The 21,411-nt window shown below is 39.8% G+C and carries 21 protein-coding genes, 1 rRNA gene and 2 pseudogenes; 8 read left to right on the top strand and 16 right to left on the bottom strand.

Annotated elements, in window-relative coordinates:
- A 16S ribosomal RNA gene (locus J690_RS24510) occupies positions 1 to 87 on the bottom strand; the annotation flags it as partial.
- Positions 88 to 605: 518 nt separating this feature from the next.
- Positions 606 to 1,176: pseudogene (locus J690_RS22480) on the bottom strand (TetR/AcrR family transcriptional regulator).
- Positions 1,177 to 1,263: 87 nt separating this feature from the next.
- Here J690_RS22480 and J690_RS22475 point away from each other — a divergent pair.
- Positions 1,264 to 2,478 (top strand): oxygenase MpaB family protein, encoded by a 1,215-nt coding sequence (locus J690_RS22475; RefSeq protein ID WP_032038569.1) that lies wholly within the window; start codon positions 1,264 to 1,266, stop codon positions 2,476 to 2,478.
- Between the two features lie 67 nt (positions 2,479 to 2,545).
- Here J690_RS22475 and J690_RS22470 read toward each other — a convergent pair whose 3' ends face one another.
- The 4 genes from J690_RS22470 to def all read right to left on the bottom strand — a co-directional run bounded on the left by J690_RS22470 (position 2,546) and on the right by def (position 5,988).
- A complete protein-coding gene (locus J690_RS22470; protein ID WP_032038567.1) occupies positions 2,546 to 2,752 on the bottom strand; it encodes a hypothetical protein in 207 nt (68 codons plus the stop codon).
- Positions 2,753 to 2,801: 49 nt separating this feature from the next.
- Entirely contained in the window at positions 2,802 to 4,916 is a 2,115-nt protein-coding gene (locus J690_RS22465; protein ID WP_032038566.1) for a TonB-dependent copper receptor, read from the bottom strand.
- 72 nt (positions 4,917 to 4,988) lie between these two features.
- Positions 4,989 to 5,414 (bottom strand): DUF2946 family protein, encoded by a 426-nt coding sequence (locus tag J690_RS22460; RefSeq protein ID WP_002114087.1) that lies wholly within the window; start codon positions 5,412 to 5,414, stop codon positions 4,989 to 4,991.
- Between the two features lie 43 nt (positions 5,415 to 5,457).
- The gene (gene def / locus J690_RS22455; protein WP_002114101.1) at positions 5,458 to 5,988 is read right to left on the bottom strand and encodes a peptide deformylase; all 531 of its coding nucleotides are present in this window, start codon (positions 5,986 to 5,988) and stop codon (positions 5,458 to 5,460) included.
- A gap of 122 nt (positions 5,989 to 6,110) precedes the next feature.
- Here def and J690_RS22450 point away from each other — a divergent pair, with 122 nt between their 5' ends.
- The 3 genes from J690_RS22450 to tsaC are packed head-to-tail and all read left to right on the top strand — an operon-like array spanning position 6,111 to position 9,040.
- Positions 6,111 to 7,265 (top strand): LysM peptidoglycan-binding domain-containing protein, encoded by a 1,155-nt coding sequence (locus J690_RS22450; RefSeq protein WP_032038565.1) that lies wholly within the window; start codon positions 6,111 to 6,113, stop codon positions 7,263 to 7,265.
- Positions 7,266 to 7,285: 20 nt separating this feature from the next.
- On the top strand, positions 7,286 to 8,419 hold the full coding sequence (dprA, locus tag J690_RS22445; RefSeq protein WP_032038563.1) for a DNA-processing protein DprA: 1,134 nt from the start codon (positions 7,286 to 7,288) through the stop codon (positions 8,417 to 8,419).
- Positions 8,420 to 8,470: 51 nt separating this feature from the next.
- Complete coding sequence (tsaC, locus tag J690_RS22440; RefSeq protein ID WP_005072030.1) at positions 8,471 to 9,040, top strand: L-threonylcarbamoyladenylate synthase type 1 TsaC; 570 nt, start codon at positions 8,471 to 8,473, stop codon at positions 9,038 to 9,040.
- Positions 9,041 to 9,432: 392 nt separating this feature from the next.
- On the opposite strand, the gene J690_RS22435 is transcribed toward tsaC, so the two are convergent.
- Both J690_RS22435 and J690_RS22430 read right to left on the bottom strand, forming a co-directional pair.
- On the bottom strand, positions 9,433 to 10,353 hold the full coding sequence (locus J690_RS22435; RefSeq protein WP_081405294.1) for a DMT family transporter: 921 nt from the start codon (positions 10,351 to 10,353) through the stop codon (positions 9,433 to 9,435).
- Between the two features lie 103 nt (positions 10,354 to 10,456).
- The gene (locus J690_RS22430; protein ID WP_081405293.1) at positions 10,457 to 11,110 is read right to left on the bottom strand and encodes a TetR/AcrR family transcriptional regulator; all 654 of its coding nucleotides are present in this window, start codon (positions 11,108 to 11,110) and stop codon (positions 10,457 to 10,459) included.
- A gap of 135 nt (positions 11,111 to 11,245) precedes the next feature.
- On the opposite strand from J690_RS22430, the pseudogene J690_RS0104800 reads away from it, so the two are divergent.
- The 4 genes and pseudogenes from J690_RS0104800 (at position 11,246) to J690_RS22415 (ending at position 14,648) form a co-directional block, all read left to right on the top strand.
- Positions 11,246 to 12,459 (top strand): annotated as a pseudogene (locus J690_RS0104800) (MFS transporter).
- 21 nt (positions 12,460 to 12,480) lie between these two features.
- Positions 12,481 to 13,245 (top strand): AraC family transcriptional regulator, encoded by a 765-nt coding sequence (locus J690_RS22425; RefSeq protein WP_032038558.1) that lies wholly within the window; start codon positions 12,481 to 12,483, stop codon positions 13,243 to 13,245.
- A gap of 119 nt (positions 13,246 to 13,364) precedes the next feature.
- Entirely contained in the window at positions 13,365 to 13,910 is a 546-nt protein-coding gene (locus J690_RS22420) for a glutathione peroxidase (RefSeq protein ID WP_032038555.1), read from the top strand.
- A 141-nt stretch (positions 13,911 to 14,051) separates the two neighbouring features.
- On the top strand, positions 14,052 to 14,648 hold the full coding sequence (locus tag J690_RS22415; protein WP_005804755.1) for a hypothetical protein: 597 nt from the start codon (positions 14,052 to 14,054) through the stop codon (positions 14,646 to 14,648).
- 58 nt (positions 14,649 to 14,706) lie between these two features.
- Here J690_RS22415 and J690_RS22410 read toward each other — a convergent pair whose 3' ends face one another.
- From J690_RS22410 to atpB, 8 genes are all read right to left on the bottom strand, one after another.
- Positions 14,707 to 15,126 (bottom strand): F0F1 ATP synthase subunit epsilon, encoded by a 420-nt coding sequence (locus J690_RS22410; protein ID WP_002114076.1) that lies wholly within the window; start codon positions 15,124 to 15,126, stop codon positions 14,707 to 14,709.
- 17 nt (positions 15,127 to 15,143) lie between these two features.
- The gene (gene atpD / locus J690_RS22405) at positions 15,144 to 16,538 is read right to left on the bottom strand and encodes a F0F1 ATP synthase subunit beta (RefSeq protein WP_002114045.1); all 1,395 of its coding nucleotides are present in this window, start codon (positions 16,536 to 16,538) and stop codon (positions 15,144 to 15,146) included.
- A gap of 30 nt (positions 16,539 to 16,568) precedes the next feature.
- Complete coding sequence (gene atpG, locus J690_RS22400) at positions 16,569 to 17,438, bottom strand: F0F1 ATP synthase subunit gamma (protein WP_002114131.1); 870 nt, start codon at positions 17,436 to 17,438, stop codon at positions 16,569 to 16,571.
- Between the two features lie 77 nt (positions 17,439 to 17,515).
- A complete protein-coding gene (gene atpA, locus J690_RS22395) occupies positions 17,516 to 19,060 on the bottom strand; it encodes a F0F1 ATP synthase subunit alpha (RefSeq protein ID WP_002114049.1) in 1,545 nt (514 codons plus the stop codon).
- A 46-nt stretch (positions 19,061 to 19,106) separates the two neighbouring features.
- Positions 19,107 to 19,643, bottom strand: a complete 537-nt coding sequence (locus J690_RS22390; RefSeq protein WP_002114070.1) for a F0F1 ATP synthase subunit delta — start codon at positions 19,641 to 19,643, stop codon at positions 19,107 to 19,109.
- Between the two features lie 12 nt (positions 19,644 to 19,655).
- Complete coding sequence (locus J690_RS22385; protein ID WP_001024691.1) at positions 19,656 to 20,126, bottom strand: F0F1 ATP synthase subunit B; 471 nt, start codon at positions 20,124 to 20,126, stop codon at positions 19,656 to 19,658.
- 38 nt (positions 20,127 to 20,164) lie between these two features.
- Positions 20,165 to 20,410, bottom strand: a complete 246-nt coding sequence (gene atpE / locus J690_RS22380; protein ID WP_000424060.1) for a F0F1 ATP synthase subunit C — start codon at positions 20,408 to 20,410, stop codon at positions 20,165 to 20,167.
- Positions 20,411 to 20,494: 84 nt separating this feature from the next.
- The gene (atpB, locus tag J690_RS22375) at positions 20,495 to 21,370 is read right to left on the bottom strand and encodes a F0F1 ATP synthase subunit A (RefSeq protein WP_002114072.1); all 876 of its coding nucleotides are present in this window, start codon (positions 21,368 to 21,370) and stop codon (positions 20,495 to 20,497) included.
- Positions 21,371 to 21,411: the final 41 nt, after the last annotated feature.

The raw sequence follows: 21,411 nt of genomic DNA, 5'->3' as shown, positions 1-21,411 counted from the left end.
GTAGCAAGCTACCTCTCTCCGCTCGACTTGCATGTGTTAAGCCTGCCGCCAGCGTTCAATCTGAGCCATGATCAAACTCTTCAGTTAAAATCATTTTGCACCTTATTAAAGACAAGGTGCCAATTCTGGCTCATCAATTACTGACTTAAATTTCGCTCAAATAAACTTCGAGTAATTTAAACCAATCAATCAATGAAAATTATTTCGATTAATCAATCAGTAAAAATCCACACAAGTTGTTCTTCAATTCTCTTAATGATCTTCTTCCTGGTTCGTCACCAGCAAGCTAGGTCGGCTATATTACTCTTAATCTCTTAAAAGTCAACAGGTAATTTCGATATTTTTAAAACTTATCTCTCAAACTAACTTACCATCAAATTCATCACTTAAAGCAACCAACTTAATCACAAGTAACTGTTTTTCAACAAGTTTCTATCTGCATCACCGCCGATGGATGTGCATTATAGACCATCTCATCCCCTTTGCAAGCGAAAATTAAAAATTAATGACTTGAGCGTTTACTTTTAAACCACCACACGAATTAAGCTATTGTTTTATATTGATAATTATTTTAATTTTTTATTTTTGACTTAAATAAGCCAGTATCATGCTCGATAATTCGCGTTTAAGTTGTTGTTCTGAGATAAGAAAATTGTTCTGACTTACATATCGCATCATCGTAAAAAGCGTACTATTAATAATTACAAAGGATTTATGCTTTACCTGTTCGAAGTCCCACTGATGAGGATTTCTACTGAATGTATATAGCCCTACTTCAAAAAAATGCTTTTCTAAAATCTGAGCAGCTTGCGAATGACTATAGTCATGCCAGTGTTTCAGCACTTCTATAAAAAATCCATGATCGGCTTTTAATGCATTAAATCCCAACTCTATTGCTAAGGGAATGAGCAGCTCTAAAGGAATATTTCCTTGTCGCACAACTAATTCTTTAAGTTGTTGCCCCAGCAATTCGCTTTTACGGCGCAATAGTTCTTCTATGATTTGATCTTTATTCTCAAAGTATTGGTAAATCGACCCAACACTTACTCCAGATTTCTCTGCAATTTTAGGCGTCGTCGTATGTAGTAATCCATACTGGGCGATACACTGCTGTGTCGCCTCTAAAATATGGTCAACAATAATTTTTGAACGCTGTTGCTGTGGGGCTTTTCTCATCGTTTTTTATTCGTTAAATGCGAATTGAATGCGAATAATTATTCATATTAGCCTATTTATTATTCAGTTCAATAAGTAAGTAACGATATGCAAATGATTAGCCCGACTCGACTTGCTTCTTTTAATGACATGCAAGACAGCAATTTTTTTACTCAGTTTTTAAATATCTGTTGTGAAAAACCTGTACAACCAAACTATACGGAATATATGTCTTTACAACATGCTCTTTATGAAGGGGATATTGAAATGGATAAGGTGATTGATTGGGTTATGCAAAATCCCAAAGATCACCGCATGATTTTTGAGAAGATATTATTTCAAGGCCGCGATAATCTATCTGAGCCTATACCTACTGAGTTAGAAAATTTCTTTAATTACATTGAGCAAAAGCCTGAATGGCTAGATCAGCGTCAAGTTGATGAGGCTGTTAAATTTACTCATCGTTTAGGAATAAATAATGGTTTTATTCTTAGAGATTTATCCTTAATGGCGGGGTATTTATATCCAGGATTTAATCAGCCGCTAATTTTAACGGGTGCATTAAAGAAACAGGCAGGTACTCGTTTAGCTGAAACCACTAAATGGTGGGTTGATATTACTGAACCTCAAGGACTTGAGCGTCTAAGCGCAGGTTTTACATCAACGATTTATGTTCGCTTTATTCATGCACTCGTTCGCCGACAATTAAAAAAGTCTGATCGTTGGGATAGTGAAGTTTGGGGAATTCCACTTAATCAATTTGATTTAGCCATGACTAATTTGGCTTTTAGCAGTGTAGTTTTACTCGGTATTAGGGCTTTAGGTGTATGGCCGACCAAACAAGAAGCCAAGAGTTTTCTACATTTTTGGCGTTATGTTGGCTGGTTGATGGGTATTGATGAAAAATGGCTTATTCAATCTGAATCTGAGGGTTGGAGGTTACTTTACTGGATGCAGTTTGCTCACCCTCGCTCCGACCACAGCAGTGTTGAGTTAGGATCAAGCTTATCTAAAGAGCCTTTTGAGAGAAAATATCTGCATTTACGCTCTTTGCAGCAGAAGCTTGCTTATCGACAACATTTAGAACTTACCCAATTTTTTATTGGGAAGAAGAGAATGAAACTACTCGGATTGCCTCAGCAGTCTGCCTCATGGTTTGCTTATTATCTAATTGTGCGTAATTCACTACTTTATAATGGTGCAAAGCTTTCACCAAAAGTTGAAAAGTTTTTATCTAAATCAGGCCGTAATATACAAAAACTTGGCTTAACGCTTTATCAGAATCAAGGTAAGGCAAAAACCTTAGCGAGTATGCATCAATAACTTTTAAAACTTAAAAACAAAAATGGAAGCCCGTTAATTAGACTTCCATTTTCAAATATTAAGGAACTTATTGAGCTGATGAACTGTGCATTTCAGCGTGATTCATTTGCTCGTGTGACTCCGTCATCTGCTTCTTTTTTTGACTTGGCATGTAGTCAGGCTCATTATTGATGGCCAAGTAAAAAATAATCATAAACAATACACTCAAGATAGAAGCCACAATAAGTAACTTCCATCCCCACCAAGACTGTTCAGGTGATAATTTATTAGTCATTTCATTTCTCTCTTTAAATTAATATTTTCAGTTCATTCACTACGGCTTATTAAAACTTCATGCTCATACGAACCCAGTAATTTCTTCCGATATTGTTAAACTGCTCTTCGCTCGCAAATCCAAAGCCTGCACTACCCGCTTTGTTTAAGTGTTCGGTATAGGTCTTATCTAATACGTTATCGATACCAACAGAGACATCGATATCTTTACGAAGGTTGTAACTTCCGTTTAGAGAAAGAGTCGAAAAACCTTTACTTGGTTTTAAGTCATATCCCACGATATTACCCTGATGTAGACTCACGCGGTTTTGCTCAGCAACCGCTCGCCATAATAATCCTAAATTATATTTATCAGCCACATAGCGAATATTTAGGCGACCTTCTAAAGGTGAAATTTGAGGTAGTGGTTTGTCATCTGTGGTGTTTTTACCCCATGCATACATCGCACTCAAATCTGCCTGAATATGATCGGTAAATTGGTATCCAATACCCGCTTCCGCACCTGCAATGGTTGCATCGACATTCTTGGCACCCGCAGTAATATCATGGCTCATATCATGCCCACCCATTCCAGTACTTGGGTGATGGTGATAACTCATTAAAATGTAGTCATCTACTAAACCGACATAAGCAGAAGCCCATGTATTTAAAGCGCCATATTGTTGCTGAAAGCCCAGATCTAACTGTAATGTTTTCTCAGGATTCACACCATTAAAAGTGTTGGTTGAGCCCGCATTACCATGCTTAGGCGAGAAAAGTTCCAAATAATCAGGCATACGCTCTACATAACCTAAACCAATATAGCTTTTTAGGTCATGCTCAGGATGTTGATTTTCCCAACGAACAAATGCACTCGGTAAAGTCTTTTCAAGTTTAGTATTAAAGCCTTTTGCTTGAGAATCAGCACGCTCATCTTCAACCGTGACTCGATCTAAACGTGCACCTGCAACCATTTTGTTGAAATCGTTCCATTGATAGCCGAGTTCGCCAAAAGCACCATAAGATTGAAAACGCATATCTTGACGATATGGAATATTCATAGAAGGCATTGTTGGCGATGACATGCTACCGCCATGTTTATTAAATTGAGAATCAATGCCTGTGATCAAACTCCATTTGTTCCATTCAGAAGTCATTGCCAAACGTGAGTTTAATGTACGGCGTGTCACTTGCATTGCCATTGGATTCGGCATCAGCATGGTCATACCATCATGGTTCATTTCAACTAATGGCGGGGGACGTAAGCTAAAATTATCCATAATATGGTCGTTATAGCTGTAGTTCACCTGCCCTTCAATTTTCTTAATGACATTAGTGATATTTTTCTTTTCAAACCGCAGACCTAAGCTTTCTCGCGCAAATTGAGATCCATCCATTGAACGTCCAGCATAAAGCGATTCACCATCAGATTTTCCACCAGTGAGTTCGACCCACGTGTTTTCATCTGGAGTAAAGCCCAGCGCTACATCAGCATTCCACTTTTTCCATGCTGACGGCACGGTATTTCCATCACCATCTTGATAACTATTCGACTCTGAACGATTGGCATTTAAACGGATATATTTTTTCTCATCGCCCACTGCAGCTTCAATATTATGGTCAATACGCCCATATGAACCTAGCAAGACACTTGCTTGCCCACGATAAGGTTTTTCAGAGGTAAGTTTCTCAGGCTGACGTTCAAAAAGGACTGTTGCAGCAGAACCTGTATTGGCATATTGAACAGTTTGCGGACCCTTAATCACAGAAATACGATCATAACTTTCTGGTGAAATATAAGAGGTCGGTGCATCCATACGGTTTGGGCATGCACCTAAGTTCTCAGTTCCATCTGTCAAAATTTTGATGCGTGACCCAAACATACCTCGGAATGTCACATCACCATTCGTTCCCCCACTTTGTATTGAGTTAAAACCCATAATACTTTGTAGATAGTCTGCACCATCTGTAGCAGGCACTGGCTGAATCGGTTGCTTTGGGTCTGCATGTACAATCAAGCCATTTGCATCGTTGCCTTGTTGTGCTGTAACAACAATAGGTGCTAATGAGTGAAGCGCTTTAGTATCGGCATCATTTTTTTCTGAATTAGCAAAAACTAGCCCCGAATGAGAGACAGCAAACATCGCAACCCATAAAGGTTGTAGTAAAAATTTAGAATGTGGCATTTTTATACGCTCTAAAACATAAATAAAGTGATATCGAAGTCAGTTAAGACCCCAACAAAAAATTGCTTTTATTTATGCAAATAGAGGTGGTGCACGCCCTTGCGGGAGTAGAAAAAGTCGCTGTAGTGCAAAGTAGACATGTCTAAATGCTTGTTGATAAGCGACTAAGCGGACTTGTATGCGGACTAAAACTTCTTTTACGCCAAATTCAGGTGGCAAAACCAGATTGGCATAGACGGTACAATATTGACACTGGTGATTTGCATCATGATGATCATGTTGCCCAGAGGCTTGTGCCTGTTCAATATGATGTTCATGATGTGAATGCATGGCATGTGACATGGTTTCCATCTGTGCTTTAGGTTTAAGCAAAGCGAGGGTAATAGTTTCACAGACCGGAGCAATTTGATACTGCTTCGGTAATAGCGGCTGTAGAAATACCGCGACCTGTAAAAATACTGCTGCACATGCAAGCAGTAAACCACTACGAAAAACCAAAAATCACATCCACACTACATTAATGTTTCAAGAATAGAAATTTTTAACGTTTTACTGCAACTTTTTCACGCTCACGTTGACGAACAACTTTTTCGACTTTTTCTCGAGCACGCTGACGTTTAAGTGGCGACAAATAATCCACAAATAATTTGCCATTTAAGTGATCCATTTCATGTTGGATACAAACAGCGAGAAGTCCATCAGCTTCTAACTCAAATGCTTGACCTTCAAGGTTAATTGCCTCAATTTTCACACGTGACGGGCGCTCAACTTTGTCGTATATTTGTGGCACCGATAGGCAGCCTTCTTCGTACTGCTGCTTATCTTCTGTCAGTGGAGTTATTTTGGGGTTAATGAAAACCATAGGGTCATCTTTAGATTCAGACAAATCTATGACGATAAGCTGAATATGACGATCGACCTGAGAAGCTGCTAAACCAATACCTGGTGCCGCATACATGGTTTCAAGCATATCTGCTGCAAGTTGACGAATTTCATCAGTAACTTCTTCAACAGGCTTAGCAATGGTACGAAGACGGGGATCAGGAAAACTTAAAATAGGTAATAAGGCCATACTGACGTCCTCACTTATGCCATTGATTGAAAAACCAAATGAAGGAAATACTTCATCGAAAAATTGTGTGTTAGCCGCCTATTATAACGCATCTGCACGCATAATTTTTAGGAATTATCATAATGAAAAAGGTTTTTGACGGCATGGTCCAATTTCATGCTTTGGGGATAAAAAAGCATTTACTTGCTTTGGCACTTTTTACAGGGGTTGCATTCAGTACGGTAGCAGAGACTTATGCTGCTAGTCCGAACCATAATCCACCCTCTCTTAGAAGTAATGCACCACATGTCTACATAGTAAAACGAGGAGATACGCTATGGGATATTTCCGGTCACTTTCTGAGTAAACCTTGGCGCTGGCCTGAAATTTGGGCAAATAATCAGCATGTCAAAAATCCACACTGGATTTACCCAGGTGATCGATTACTGCTGTGTAGTTTAGATGGCCGTCCATTGGTTGGAAAAGATGAGGGAGATGGCTGTGTCGGCATTATTCGCCGTTACACAGGCCAAATGACAAATTTACAACCTCAAGTTCGTGTGGAGTCACTTAACAATAACGTACCTGTTATTCCTCTTGAGCATATCAAACAATGGTTAGAACACAGCACAATTTTGCCAGCGGACGCAATTGAACACACTCCTTATGTAGTCGGTACTGCTGATCAACGTGTACTGGCGGCAAAAGGTCAGACTATTTATGCGCGCGGACAAGGTTTAGTTAATGGTCAACGTTATGCAGTTTATCGTGAAGGCGAACCTTATTATTTCACAGACAGTAAAGGTAAAAAGCATAGTCTAGGTATTGAGCTGCAACAAGTTGCCTCAGGGATTGCGATCTCTTCTGAAAAAGACATTACCACGCTTGAGTTAACTGATAGCTACAATTCTGAAGTACGTCGTGGTGATCGGGTAATGCCAGAAGAAGAAGCAACATTGCCTACTTTGTTTTATCCGGTAGATGCCACTCAGGTGACGGACGGCGGCAAAATTATTCGTGTAATGGGATCAATTGGTACTGCTGCCAAAAATAGTGTGGTGACTTTAGACCGCGGTACGGCACAAGGTATTCAAGTAGGACAAGTTTTTGATATTACACAACAAGGTGAAACCATTCGAGATCCTAAAACCAAAGAACCAATACAGTTACCAGGACAACAAATTGGTAGTCTGATGGTCTTTAGAACTTTTGATCAGTTGAGTTATGCCTACGTATTAGAAAGCGATTTACCAGTTAAAGTTGGTTCAAGCATTCAGCCACCCCACTTTAATGATTAATGCTGGATGTACCTTTTACAATGCTTATTCAACTTTCTCCACACCATTACCACACACTTAAAGTGTGGTATTTGGTGCAACACTCTTTAGTCAGCTTTAAAAAAATTGTCGATTATTTTGGTAGCTGTGAAAAAGCGGTCCAACCTGCTGGGTTATCTCAATGGCGCAATCTCGGGTTACATGCTAATCATTTAAAACGCGTAGATGAATTTCAAACTGCTCAGGGTCAAGCTCAGTTTGAAAAACTGATTCAACAGATCCAGCAATATACCGACTTTATTTTAACGGCAGATGACTCAGGTTATCCCACTCAGTTATTACCTTATACAGATCACCCACCTATCATTTTTGGAAAAGGCCAAGCTCAAGCTTTGTTGCAACCACAAATTGCGATTGTAGGTAGCCGAAAACCAAGCCCACATGGTCGTCAGGTTGCTTATGATTTTGCCTATTACTTAAGTGAAAAAGGTTTTTATGTGAGTAGTGGCTTGGCATATGGGATTGATGAAGCTGCTCACCAAGGAGCATCAGCACATCAACGTACAATTGCAGTAACAGGAACTGGTTTAGACAGTACCTACCCTGCTCAAAATAAAAAACTTGCAGAACATATTTTGGCTCAAAATGGCGCGATTATTACTGAATTTTTGCCTGGAACACCACCATTACAACAGCATTTCCCACGTAGAAACCGAATTGTCAGCGGTTTGAGTTTAGGCGTGTTAGTGGTAGAAGCTACCTTAAAAAGTGGTTCTCTCATTACTGCGAACAAAGCTGCCGAACAAGGTAAGACTGTATTTGCCATTCCTGGTCATATTTACAGTGAGTTTCATCAAGGTTGCCATCAACTTATTCGTGAGGGAGCAATTTTAGTCGATCATCCTGAACAAATTATTGAAGACCTTGCTTTACCCACTCAGTGGCAAAGTCAGCAACAAAACTCCACCGAGGAGGCTGTAGTTTCTAGTACCCCAGAAATTCCTGAGCATTTAATTAACCTTTATCAATCTTTAGACTGGGTCGGACAAAATATTGATCAGCTTGTCTTACATCACTCTCAGCCTGTTGCAGAACTCACCTCTTCACTGATGGAACTAGAACTACTTGGTTTATGTATGCAACAATCAGGATTGTATTTACGTTGTCGTTCTTAGCATTGGAGCGCACAATAGCAATTCTGTCTGATTGAAAGGAAGAGTATTACCATGATTACCACCTCAGTTACCGAAGCAGCCGAATGTTTACAACAAGGTCAAGTTTTGGCATATCCAACTGAGGCAGTTTGGGGGCTAGGTTGCGACCCTTTTAATGAGCAAGCTTTTCAAAAGATTCTTGAACTAAAGCAAAGGCCTATTGAAAAGGGTGTAATTTTATTAGCAGGTCATATTAGCCAAGTCGAGCACCTTCTAACTTCTCTACCTCAAACAACCCAACAAGAAATTATTGATTGTTGGACTAATCATCAACCTTCAGAAAGAGCAACAACTTGGCTATTACCTGCTGGTGAACATATTCCTTCATGGATTAAAGGTGAGCATCCTCTTGTCGCTGTTCGAGTCACTACACATCCTTTATGTGTGGCATTATGTAATGCTTTTCATGGTTTTATTGTCTCGACTAGTGCGAACCCAAGTGGGCAAGAACCTGCGCACTCATTACAGGATGCCTGCCAATACTTTGGTTCACAATTAAACTATCTGAATGGTGACTTAGGCCAGAGCCAACAACCAAGCCGAATCATTAACGCTCTTACCAGAGAGATTATTCGCGCCTAATTTCTAACAAAAAAAAGCTCAGTTATATAGGGATAACTGAGCATAAAAAAGGATGGGTATATACCACATCCAGAGGGTTTGGATATCTGTGGAACGAAAGATAATTTACAAAGAAAATAGCGCCTTTCGTAGTGGCCGCTATTATGTGGTAAGAGGTTCAATGAGAGAAATATATTATTTCTCTAAAAAAAGCATGAAAAGTGTAGGGAATTTACGGTTTTTTGCCTATAAATTAAAATTATATTAATATTTTTACTCGGCTTTTTTAATATTTATATTACAACCTATTTTTATAAAATATTTATAAATCATATAGAAAAACTTTAACTAAGAAAAAATTGGCATATTTTTATGAGTTTTTTTCAAAATATGCCATAGTTTTTTTACCAACTTTAGTTTTGTTCTTGCATTAATTCGCTCTTTTTAGGACTCACCTTCTTCTGAGCCATAATGATACCAATTAAAATAACAATCCCACCTAGTGTGTGATAAATGGTCCACTGCTCAGACAACCAGACGCTTGCAATAACTGCTGTAAAGACAGGCACCAAGTTCATAAAAATACTTGTTCTATTAGGACCGAGTTGTTGAACAGCTAACATCCAAACTAACGGCGCAATGAGTGAAGCAAATACTCCTGCATAAATAGCACTTGGTGCATTTTCAACATTTAAAGCATCAAGTCCAAACCAGAGAATTAAAGGAATATGAAATATGACAGAAAACCCAATCTGAATATATAAGCTTGTCATAATTGGTAGTGGCAACTGCCATTTTTTAAGGAATACTCCATAAAATGCATAGAAGAATACGGCAATAATCATCAATGCATCACCAAGGTGTCCGCCACCACTTAAAAGCTTATTAATATTTCCTTGGGACATGACATATAGCAAACCTGCAAAAGATAGAATACTGCCAAAAACTGCAAAGCGATTAGGCACATCTTTTAAAATGGCAAGCGAAACAAAGATCGTGAATATAGGAATAAATGCATTCACAATCCCCATATTGGTTGCACTCGTATAATGGGCAGCCGTATAAGCTAAGCCTTGATAAAGTACCATCCCAAATGCACTTAACACAGCAAGCTTAGGTAAATATGGTATTACTAGTCGTCTTTGTCTCCACACAGACATAAACATAAATGGAGTCAAAATAATAAAAGCGATTAACCACCGATAAAAGCTAATGCTTACCGGAGAGATATAATCCGAGACATAGCGGGTGACTACAATATTTAAAGACCAAATCAATACTGCCAAAATGGGAAAAATAAATGCCCATTTGTGATATTTCATGACCTGACTCATAGCAATACACCATCTACAAAAGAGATTTTATTTTGAAGAATGTCTTAATAAATTGAAATATCGTATTTCCGACATTAATATTGAACTTAAGACATCATCTTTTTTAGAATAATGTCCAAGCTTTCATAGCATGTTCTACAACTTTATGTAATTGATCAGTACTGGCACCATCTCTTGCCTGAATGGTAAGGCCTTGAATGACAGTGGCATAAAAGTCCGTCATTTCTTGTAGAGGAGCATTAGATGGCAAATCACTCTGCTCAACACCTTGTTTGAGACGCTCCAATAATTTTTCTTTGGTTTTTATGCGTTTGTCTAATAGGTTCTGCTGCACATCTTGAGTTGCATCAGAGCAGTTCATCGCAGCAACCACCAACATACAACCAGCTGGTTTATTGGGTTGAACCAGTCGTTTTACATTGTCATAAAGATATAACTCAAACGCAATTTTTGCAGTTTTTGCTTCTAAAAAGATGGTCTCAATAGGGCAGGCTTCATGAGCCAAATAGTAATCAATACTTTTATAAAACAGCCCTGCCTTATCACCAAAAGCACTATATAGGCTAGGTGCTGTAATTTCCAAAGCTTGTGTTAAATCACTAATAGACGTTGCTTCATAGCCATGCTCCCAAAAGAGCAACATTGCTTTTTGCAAAACCTCTTGTTCATCAAAGCATTTAGGACGTCCGCGCTTTTTTTTCAGCGTATCTTCTACAACAGCTAAATTCGTTTCATGCCTATTTGTCATAAAGATCACATCTATTTTTATAACAATCGTTATTAAATTAATTGACGTTCGATTTTTTATCAACTATTTTATTTTCATAATGATCGTTAGTTAATTAATAAATTGCCTTTCTTTACTCCAAATTTAGCCAAGTAAGGATTTCCTATGGACCAATCTTCTATTTCTAAAGCGCGACCCACGACCTCCACTCAAGGGAGCTGGTTTGCTATTTTGGCCGTTTCTATTGCTGCATTTGCATTAGTTACAAGTGAATTTTTACCCGTTGGCGTTTTAAATAGTGTCGCAACAGATTTAAATATTTCTGTAGGTACAGCAGGCCTGATTATTACCGTACCCGGCATTATGGCAGCAATTGCAGCCCCTCTATTGCCTGTATCAGTAAAACAACTTGATCGGCGTTATGTGCTTATCTTGCTGACAGCTATTATGGTTATTGCCAATACCATTACCGCATTTGCTGAAAACTTTCATATTTTATTGTTAAGTCGCTTAATTTTAGGTATTTCAATTGGTGGTTTCTGGGCGACCGCCATTGCTCTAAGTGGAAAATTAGCTCCCTCACACCTTCCTATTGCTAAAGCAACTGCGGTCGTGATGGCAGGTGTGACTTTTGCTACAGTTCTAGGTGTACCGATTGGAACTTGGTTAAGCGAGTTTTATGGCTGGGGGAGTGGTTTTTGGATTACTTGAGGCATTGGGTTTGTTTTTTTTATTTTTCAAATAATTTTTTACCTAAACTTGTACCAGATTCGGCAATTCACATGAAAGATTTGCCAGCCCTATTACGCACTCCTAAAGCACGTAGTGGCATGTTGATTGTTTTATTGATCGGACTCGCTCACTTTTGTGCCTATAGCTATTTAGCACCTTTCTTTAAAAATGTTGCTGGTTTTAATGGGACAACCATTAGTTCATTATTATTGCTCTATGGAATTGCTGGTATTTTCGGAAATGCTTTTGCCGGATATAGTGGGAATCTAAATGTCCGTTATACATTAGCTTTTGTGGGTACATGCTTTGCAATCGTATTCTTTGGATTTCCTCTTTTTGCCGTTCATGAGTTTGGTGCTATTGTCTTAACCGCGTTATGGGGATTTGCATTTGGCGCCTTCCCTACCTCAGCGAATATTTGGATGTTTGTACATGCGCCAAATGCAGTTGAAAAAGGTATGCCGCTTTTTGTAGGTATGTTTCAGGTGATGATTGCGACAGGTTCATTATTAGGGGGATATGTAGTTGATCATTTCAATGAAAATACTTTAATTTATGGTGTATTAAGCTTCGTTGCCTTAGCATTACTAAGTACATTCACCTTAGCAAAAGGTCTTAATAACCCTAAAGCTACTTGTGAAAATTAAAATATGAGTCAGAGCATATAGATGAACAATGAGGATCAGCAATTTTCATTATTAAACAGTATAGAAGTTCATGAATTTCTATACCAAAAAGAAGATATTGTTCGTCCTCATGCATCTCTTTGGGGAGATTTTAATTTCAGTTTAAATGGCATATTAGAAATGGAGATTGAAGAACAGCTGTATCTTTCTCCACCTAGCTATGGTCTTTGGATTCCCCCTCAAACTGTTCATCAGTCCACCCATATCGACCATGAAATTCATTATATCTGTATTCGACTGCACCCTCGCCTATGTTCTATTTTAGGAAATAGCTGTCGATGCTTTAGTATTCAGCCTTTTTTTCGCACTTTAGTTTTACAAATTTTAGAGCAGCAAAAACAAACCGAACAACCTGAATATTTAGAACATCTTTTACAAGTTTTATTCGATCAACTCAAACAAGCTCCTGCATATTCGCATTATTTACCGCAAACACGGCATCCTGTTTTATTGCCTATTTTAGAAAAACTTTCAGATCCTTTACTTTTTGATCAGTCTTTACAGCAGTTACTACAAAACTTTTCGGTCAGTGATCGCCACTTATTACGTTTGAGTCAACAAGAGCTTCAGCTTTCATTGTCCGAATGGAGAAATCGGGCCAAAATTGTTTATGCCATTCATCAGATTCGCCAAGGGACGTCTATCAAGCGTTTAGCATACGATTTAGGTTATCAACATAGCTCAAGTTTTATTGAATTTTTTAAACGTTACACTGGGCAAACACCTATCCAAATCAGAAATAACTAGAATTCAGCTTATCTTTAAAACTTTTTCTTTTTTGAACACGAATATTATTGCACTACCCCTCAATAGCAGTTAAAACAAATGCGTTACTTGATATCAATTACAATCTTTAGGAAAGACTCATGACACAATCTGTATATCACATTCCAGTAAAAGCCATTTCAGGCGAAACGGTTGACCTCGAACAATACAAAGGAAAAGTTTTACTTATCGTAAATACTGCTTCTAAATGTGGTTTAACTCCACAATACGAAGGCTTAGAAAAACTTTATCAAGCAAAAAAAGACCAAGGTCTTGAAATTTTAGGTTTCCCAGCAAACAACTTTAAAGAGCAAGAACCAGGTTCTGATGAAGAAATTCAACAATTCTGTTCATTAAATTATGATGTTCATTTCCCTTTATTTTCTAAGGTCTCTGTAGTCGGCGAAGATAAGCACCCACTTTACCAAGCTTTGACAGCGGCTCAGCCGGAACGCACTGGTGAAGGTCCTTTCCGTGAGCGTTTAGAAGGCTTAGGTATTCCAACCAACCCTGCTCCAGAAGTTTTATGGAACTTCGAAAAGTTTTTAATTAATAAAAATGGCGAAGTCGTAGCTCGCTTTGCTCCAAACCTAACAGCAGACGATGAACAAGTCGTTAAAGCAGTTGAAGCAGAGTTAGCAAAATAATATTTTAAAATATGAGAAAGGGCGTTTTATACGCTCTTTTTTATGCTCTCCTCAAAGTGTTGTTCGTTTGCAAAAATACAATCTTTCTTCATATTTTATGCCTATAGTATCCATTTGCTTTATTTGATGTTGTTTGTAGTTATGAAAAAAATTTTACAGGGCGCATTTCTTCCTTTTGTAATTTTTGCCTCAGGCATGCTTTTACTCGGGTGTGATCAGGCACAAGACCATGCTACCGAACAAGAAAAAACTGAAATAGCTGAACAGGCAGCTGACCAAAACATTGAACAACAAGAGTCAGAAATTGCACCCAACAAAGCCGAACTTAAAAGCGGCAATATTTTTTATATGGTCCGCGACGCTGCTAATTTACAGCTTAAAGCTGGTGACTATGTTGAACAGCTTAAAGATACTCAGCTTGATGTTGAACAAGCCATCCAAGATAAGAATCAGAATGAACTAAAAACTACTGTCACTACGTTAAAACAGCAACTAGAAGGTTTAAATCAAGCACTTTTGACTTTAGATATCAAAAGTCAGGAAATTGAGAATATTCGCCAAAGTTTATTACATGCCAACCAACAAGCTCTTAGCATGCCATTACTCAATGGGAAATTAGATCAAATCAATTTTGACCAAATTGAAAAACAGCTTAATACCATTCAAATGGATATGGTGAAGCTTGCTGCCATGATTATGGCAGGGGATGAAAAGTCAGATTCAAAAACTGAATCTTAAAAAAACAACGTATAAAAAAAGCCACCTTACGGTGGCTTTTTCAATCTTAAACCGGCAATTATAGTGCGCGGTTTTTGATTTTACGGATAGTTTCAAGCTGTGCAGCTGTTTCTGCCAAAGCAGCCAACGCAGCAGCTGAGTCCAAATCACTCTTTTGGTTTGCAAGCAATTGTTCAGCATTTTTACGTGCTTCTAAAATTGCCGCTTCATCCAAGTTGTCAGCACGGATTGCAGTATCTGCAAGAACCGTTACAACATGAGGTTGAACTTCTAAAACACCGCCAGATACATAGACGATTTCTTCTGTACCATTTTCCAACTGAACACGAATCGGGCCCGGTTGAAGCAAGGTTACAAGTGGAGCATGTCCTGGCAAAATACCAAGCTCACCACCAGCACCTTTCGCGATTAACATCGTTACTGCGCCAGAGTAAATAGACTCTTTAACACTTACGACATCACATTGCATAGTCGCCATGAGATGATCTCCTTAAATTAGAGTTTCTCAGCTTTAGCAATCACTTCGTCAATACCACCAACCATATAGAACGCTTGTTCTGGGATGTGATCGTATTCACCAGCTAATAGACCTTTAAAGCCACGAATCGTTTCTTTAAGCGGTACTAATTTACCAGGAGCACCAGTAAACACTTCAGCTACGTGGAATGGTTGAGAGAAGAAACGTTGGATTTTACGCGCACGGTAAACAACCAATTTATCTTCTTCAGCTAATTCATCCATACCCAAGATTGCGATGATGTCTTTAAGCTCTTTATAACGTTGCAATACGTTTTGTACTGCACGCGCAATTTCATAGTGCTCTTGACCAACAACTAATGGGTCTAACTGACGTGAAGTTGAGTCAAGTGGATCGATCGCTGGATAGATACCAGAAGATGCGATGTCACGGCTCAATACTACTGTTGCATCTAAGTGAGCAAATGTAGTTGCAGGAGATGGATCTGTTAAGTCATCGGCAGGGACATATACTGCTTGGATCGATGTGATCGAACCAGATTTAGTAGATGTAATACGCTCTTGAAGAACACCCATTTCTTCTGCAAGTGTAGGTTGGTAACCTACCGCAGATGGCATACGACCTAACAATGCTGATACTTCAGTACCCGCAAGTGTATAACGGTAGATGTTGTCGACGAATAATAATACGTCACGACCTTTACCATTTTCGTCTTTTTGATCACGGAAGTATTCAGCCATAGTCAAACCAGTTAACGCTACGCGTAAACGGTTACCTGGTGGCTCGTTCATCTGACCGTAGACCATTGCTACTTTGTCAAGAACGTTAGAATCTTTCATTTCGTGATAGAAGTCATTACCTTCACGAGTACGCTCACCAACACCAGCAAACACAGATAAACCTGAGTGAGCTTTAGCGATGTTGTTGATCAACTCCATCATGTTAACGGTTTTACCAACACCAGCACCACCGAATAGACCAACTTTACCACCTTTTGCGAACGGGCAAAGTAAGTCAATTACTTTAATACCAGTTTCTAAAAGATCAGTAGAAGCTGCTTGTTCAGCATAAGAAGGTGCTTGACGGTGAATCGGCAAACGCTCTTCAGTCGCTACAGGACCTGCTTCATCAATTGGGCGACCCAAAACGTCCATGATACGACCAAGCGTAGCTGGACCTACTGGAACAGAAATCGGTGCATTTGTGCTAGTTACATTAAGGCCACGTTTAAGACCTTCTGTAGAACCCATTGCGATGGTACGAACAACACCATCGCCAAGCTGTTGCTGAACTTCTAATGTAGTTTCAGTACCGTCAACTTGGAGAGCGTCATAGATCTTAGGAACGCTATTGCGCTCAAACTCGACGTCGATAACCGCGCCGATGATCTGAATGATACGACCGCTACTCATTGCTGTCTCCTCAATTCAAACTTAATAATGTTAAACGGCAGCGGCACCGCCAACGATCTCGGAAATTTCCTGAGTAATCGCGGCTTGACGCAGCTTGTTGTAAATGAGTTGTAGGTCTTTAATCAATTGTCCTGCGTTGTCTGTCGCTGCTTTCATCGCGACCATACGAGCTGACTGCTCACATGCAACGTTTTCAATCACACCTTGATAAACCATAGACTCGATATAGCGAACCAACAAACCATTTAACAATTCTTCTGCTTCTGGTTCGTAGATATAGTCCCAACCATAAGTACGGTTGAGATCATCGCCTTCTTCTGCTGGTGCTAAAGGAACAAGTTGTTCTACTTTAGGCTGCTGAGTCATTGCATTAACGAAGCCATTTGATACGAGATAGATACGATCTAATTCGCCTTTATCAAATGCATCAAGCATAACTTGGACTGAGCCAGTTAACTGTTCCAAACTCGGCGCATCGCCAAGTTGGGTAGTTGCACCGAGCACTTTACCGCCGTAATTCTTAAAAAACGAAACCGCTTTTTGACCAATTAAAGCAAATTCAACTTCAATTGACTGCTGTTGTTGTGCTTTGACATGCTGCACAACTTTCTTGAACAAGTTAATGTTCAAGCCACCTGCCAAACCACGATCTGAAGACACTACGATATAGCCAACACGCTTAACTGGGCGGTCAACCATATAACGGTGTTTGTATTCAGGGTTTGCTTGTACCAAGTGAGCAATTACACGGCGCATATTATCGGCATACGGACGGCCCTGAGCCATGCGCTCTTGCGCACGACGCATTTTAGAAGCAGCTACCATTTGCATCGCGCGAGTAATCTTTTGCGTGCTCTTGATACTAGCTACTTTGGCGCGAATTTCTTTTAAATTTGCCATACGCTTAACCTAGTATTCGAAAGCTCTTTCGAGCTTCCGAAGGTTGATCCGTGAACCAAACTTAACTAAAACTAAACTTAGTAAGTTTGAGTCGCTTTAAAGCTTTCAATACCTGCTTTGATTGCTGCTTCGATGTCTTTGTTGTAATCACCAGTTTCATCGATTTGTTTCATCAACGGAGCATATTCTGAACGGAAGTAAGAAATTAACGCAGCATCAAAGTCTACGATTTTCTTAACTTCTACGTCAGCCATGTAGCCTTCGTTAGATGCATAAACAGAAACAGCTTGGTCAGCAATTGAGTAAGGAGCATATTGTTTTTGCTTCATTAACTCAGTTACACGTTGACCATGTTCAAGTTGCTTACGAGTTGCTTCGTCAAGGTCAGAAGCGAACTGAGCAAACGCAGCCAATTCACGGTATTGTGCTAAAGCAGTACGGATACCACCAGACAATTTTTTGATGATCTTAGTTTGAGCAGAACCACCAACACGAGATACAGAGATACCCGCGTTCACAGCAGGACGAATACCTGCGTTGAATAATGATGTTTCTAAGAAGATCTGACCGTCAGTAATCGAAATTACGTTCGTTGGTACGAATGCAGATACGTCACCTGCTTGAGTTTCAATAATTGGCAATGCAGTTAAAGAACCAGTTTGACCAGTTACTGCGCCATTAGTGAATTTCTCAACGTAGTCAGCAGATACACGAGAAGCACGTTCAAGAAGACGTGAGTGAAGATAGAATACGTCACCTGGATACGCTTCACGACCTGGTGGACGACGTAAAAGTAATGAAATTTGACGGTAAGCAACAGCTTGCTTAGACAAATCATCATAAATAATAAGAGCGTCTTCACCGCGGTCACGGAAGTATTCACCCATTGTACAGCCAGAGTACGGAGCTAAGTACTGCATTGCAGCAGGATCAGCAGCCGCAGCAGCGACAACAGTGGTATACGCCATAGCGCCAGTTTCTTCTAGCTTACGTACAACGTTTGCAATTGTTGATTGTTTTTGACCAATCGCAACGTATACACATTTAATGCCAGAGTTTTTCTGAGCGATAATCGCATCGATCGCCATCGCTGTTTTACCAGTTTGACGGTCACCGATGATCAACTCACGTTGGCCACGGCCAACAGGAATCATTGTATCAACTGATTTATAACCAGTTTGAACAGGTTCATCTACAGATTGACGCCAAATTACGCCTGGTGCTACTTTTTCAACAGCATCAGTTAATTTTGCATCAATTGGGCCTTTACCATCAATTGGGTTACCCAAAGCGTCGACAACACGGCCAAGAAGTTCAGGACCAACTGGAACTTCTAATACACGACCTGTACAACGAGCTTTTTGACCTTCTTGAAGGCTTAGGTAGTTACCTAAAACAACGGCACCCACTGAATCCTGTTCTAGGTTCAGTGCCATACCAAATAAGCCGCCGTCGAATTCGATCATTTCACCGTACATTGCATCAGCAAGACCGTGAATGCGCACGATACCGTCGGATACCATAACAATGGTACCTTCGTTTTTAGCGGTCGCGCTGGTGTCCAGATCTCCGATACGCTGTTTAATGAGCGCACTGATCTCGGATGGATTCAGTTGTTGCATTGCGCTATTCCTCAATCTTTTATTAGTTCAGTCTTCATCATTTGCATTATGCAAGAAGACGAGTACGCATTTTTTCAAGCTTGTTAAGCGCAGAATCATCTATCACTTGATCGCCTGCACGAATTACAACACCTGCAATAAGCTCAGGTTTAACTTCAACTGAAACAGTTACTGTACTGTTAAAACGCTTTTCTAAAGCAGATTTCAACAGTTGCTCTTGTTCAGCAGTTAACGGGAAAGCCGATTCAATCACGACATCCACATTGTTGTTATTCTGTGATTTAAGCTGTTCATATTCTGCTTCAATTTCAGGTAACAGCATTAAACGATCGTTATCTGCAAGAAGTGTCAAAAAGTTAGACACTGCTTGAGATTGATCTTCACCTAAAACTTTAGCAAAAAGCTTCACTTGCTCCGCAGGAGTAAGTTCAGGGCGATTTAAATAAGCGGAAAATGCTTCGTCTTGCACCGCAGCACTGAGCACTTGTAACGCATTCGACCAATTGTCTGTTGCACCTTGCTCAGAAGCATAAGCAAATGCTGCTTTGGCATACGGACGTGCCAACGTCAAGAGTTCAGCCATAATTCGCCTCGCTTAAAGTTTAGCAGCCAGCTGAGACAGCATGGCGTTATGAGCTTCTGCATCAACTTGCTGGTTCAGGATTTTTTCTGCACCAGTTACTGCCAAAGCAGCTACTTGTTGACGTAATTCTTCGCGAGCAGAATTGATTTCTTGATCAACAGCTTCTTTAGCCTGTTGACGAATACGCTCACCTTCAGCCGCAGCTTGAGTACGAGCTTCTTCGATCAATTGCGCTGCACGACGGTTCGCTTGTTCGATCAATTGAGCCGCTTGTGCTTTAGCTGCATCAAGTTCTTGCTTAACTTGCGCTTGTGCATCGGCAAGGTCAGCTTTCGCTTTTTCTGCTGCATTTAAGCCATCAGCGATTTTACGCTGACGCTCACTAATCGCATTGATTAGTGGTGGCCAAACAAACTTCATGCAGAATGCAACAAAGAATGCAAACGCAATCGCTTGACCAATCAATGTGAGGTTGATATTCATTGCAATTCCTCAAATAGTGGATTTAGGAATTAAGATGATTAACCTACAAATGGATTAGCGAAGATGAAGAACAAGCCAATACCAACACCGATCATAGGCACAGCATCAAGAAGACCCGCGATTAAGAACATACGAGTTTGAAGTTGTGGAGCCAATTCTGGTTGACGAGCAACAGCTTCTAAAAAGCGACCACCCAAAAGACCAAAACCAATCGCAGTACCCAAAGCACCGAAAGCGATCAAGATAGCAGATGCAATTGCAACTAGACCTAAAGTGAGTTCCATGAAAAATTCCTCAGAGGTTAGGTTATTACCAAATTAAATTAAAAAAATTCAGCCCAACCATCATTTGATAGTTAGGCAATACCATTAATGTTTTTCGCTTGCCATGCTCAAGTAAACGATGGTAAGCATCATAAAGATGAATGCCTGCAACGTGATTACAAGAATGTGGAAGATCGCCCAAGGCACAGACAACGCCCATTGAATCCAGAACGGCAATAAAGCAATTAGGATAAAGATCAACTCACCGGCATACATGTTACCGAATAGTCGGAGAGCTAATGAAATCGGACGAGCAAGGAATGTTACCAATTCCAAAATCAAGTTCACTGGAATAAGCAACGCTTTTGCAACTGGATTACTTGGGTTAAATGGGTTAAGTGCCAACTCGCCAACGAAACCACCAACACCCTTTTCGCGGATGCTGTAGAACAAGATAAGTACAAATACAGATAAAGACATACCTAAAGTAATGTTTGGATCTGTAGATGGAACGATCTTGAAGTAAACGTGGTGAGGGTCCATACCAAATACGTTTGCACCTACAAACGCTGCAACTTGAGGAATCCAGTCAACTGGGATCAAGTCCATTAAGTTCATGAGGAAAATCCACACGAAAATAGTGAGTGCAAGCGGAGCGATTAAACGTGATTTGCCATGAAAAGTATCACGGACACTTGAGTCAACAAACTCAATGATCATTTCGATTGCTGACTGGAATTTAGTTGGAACACCTGCATTTGCAGCTTTCGCAACGATCCAGAACATCAAACAGAAAATCACACCAAGGCCAATTGACCAACCCATTGAATCCAAGTGAATTGCAGTGAACCCCATCGAATGAGCTTCTTCAGCAGTCTCAGCCAATTTCCATGTACCGTCTGGCATTTTGCCATAGGTCATATTGGTCAAGTGATGCTTGATATACTCTGTCGAAGTGAGGGCATGTTCTTCAGCAGCCATAAATCACACCTGGTCAATGTCAATTACTAAAAAGAAGGGAA

This window comes from Acinetobacter sp. 742879 (genome assembly GCF_000588535.1).
Classification (GTDB): domain Bacteria; phylum Pseudomonadota; class Gammaproteobacteria; order Pseudomonadales; family Moraxellaceae; genus Acinetobacter; species Acinetobacter pittii.
The sequence above is the reverse complement of the archived record's forward strand: the minus strand, read 5'-3'. Positions and strand labels throughout refer to the sequence as shown.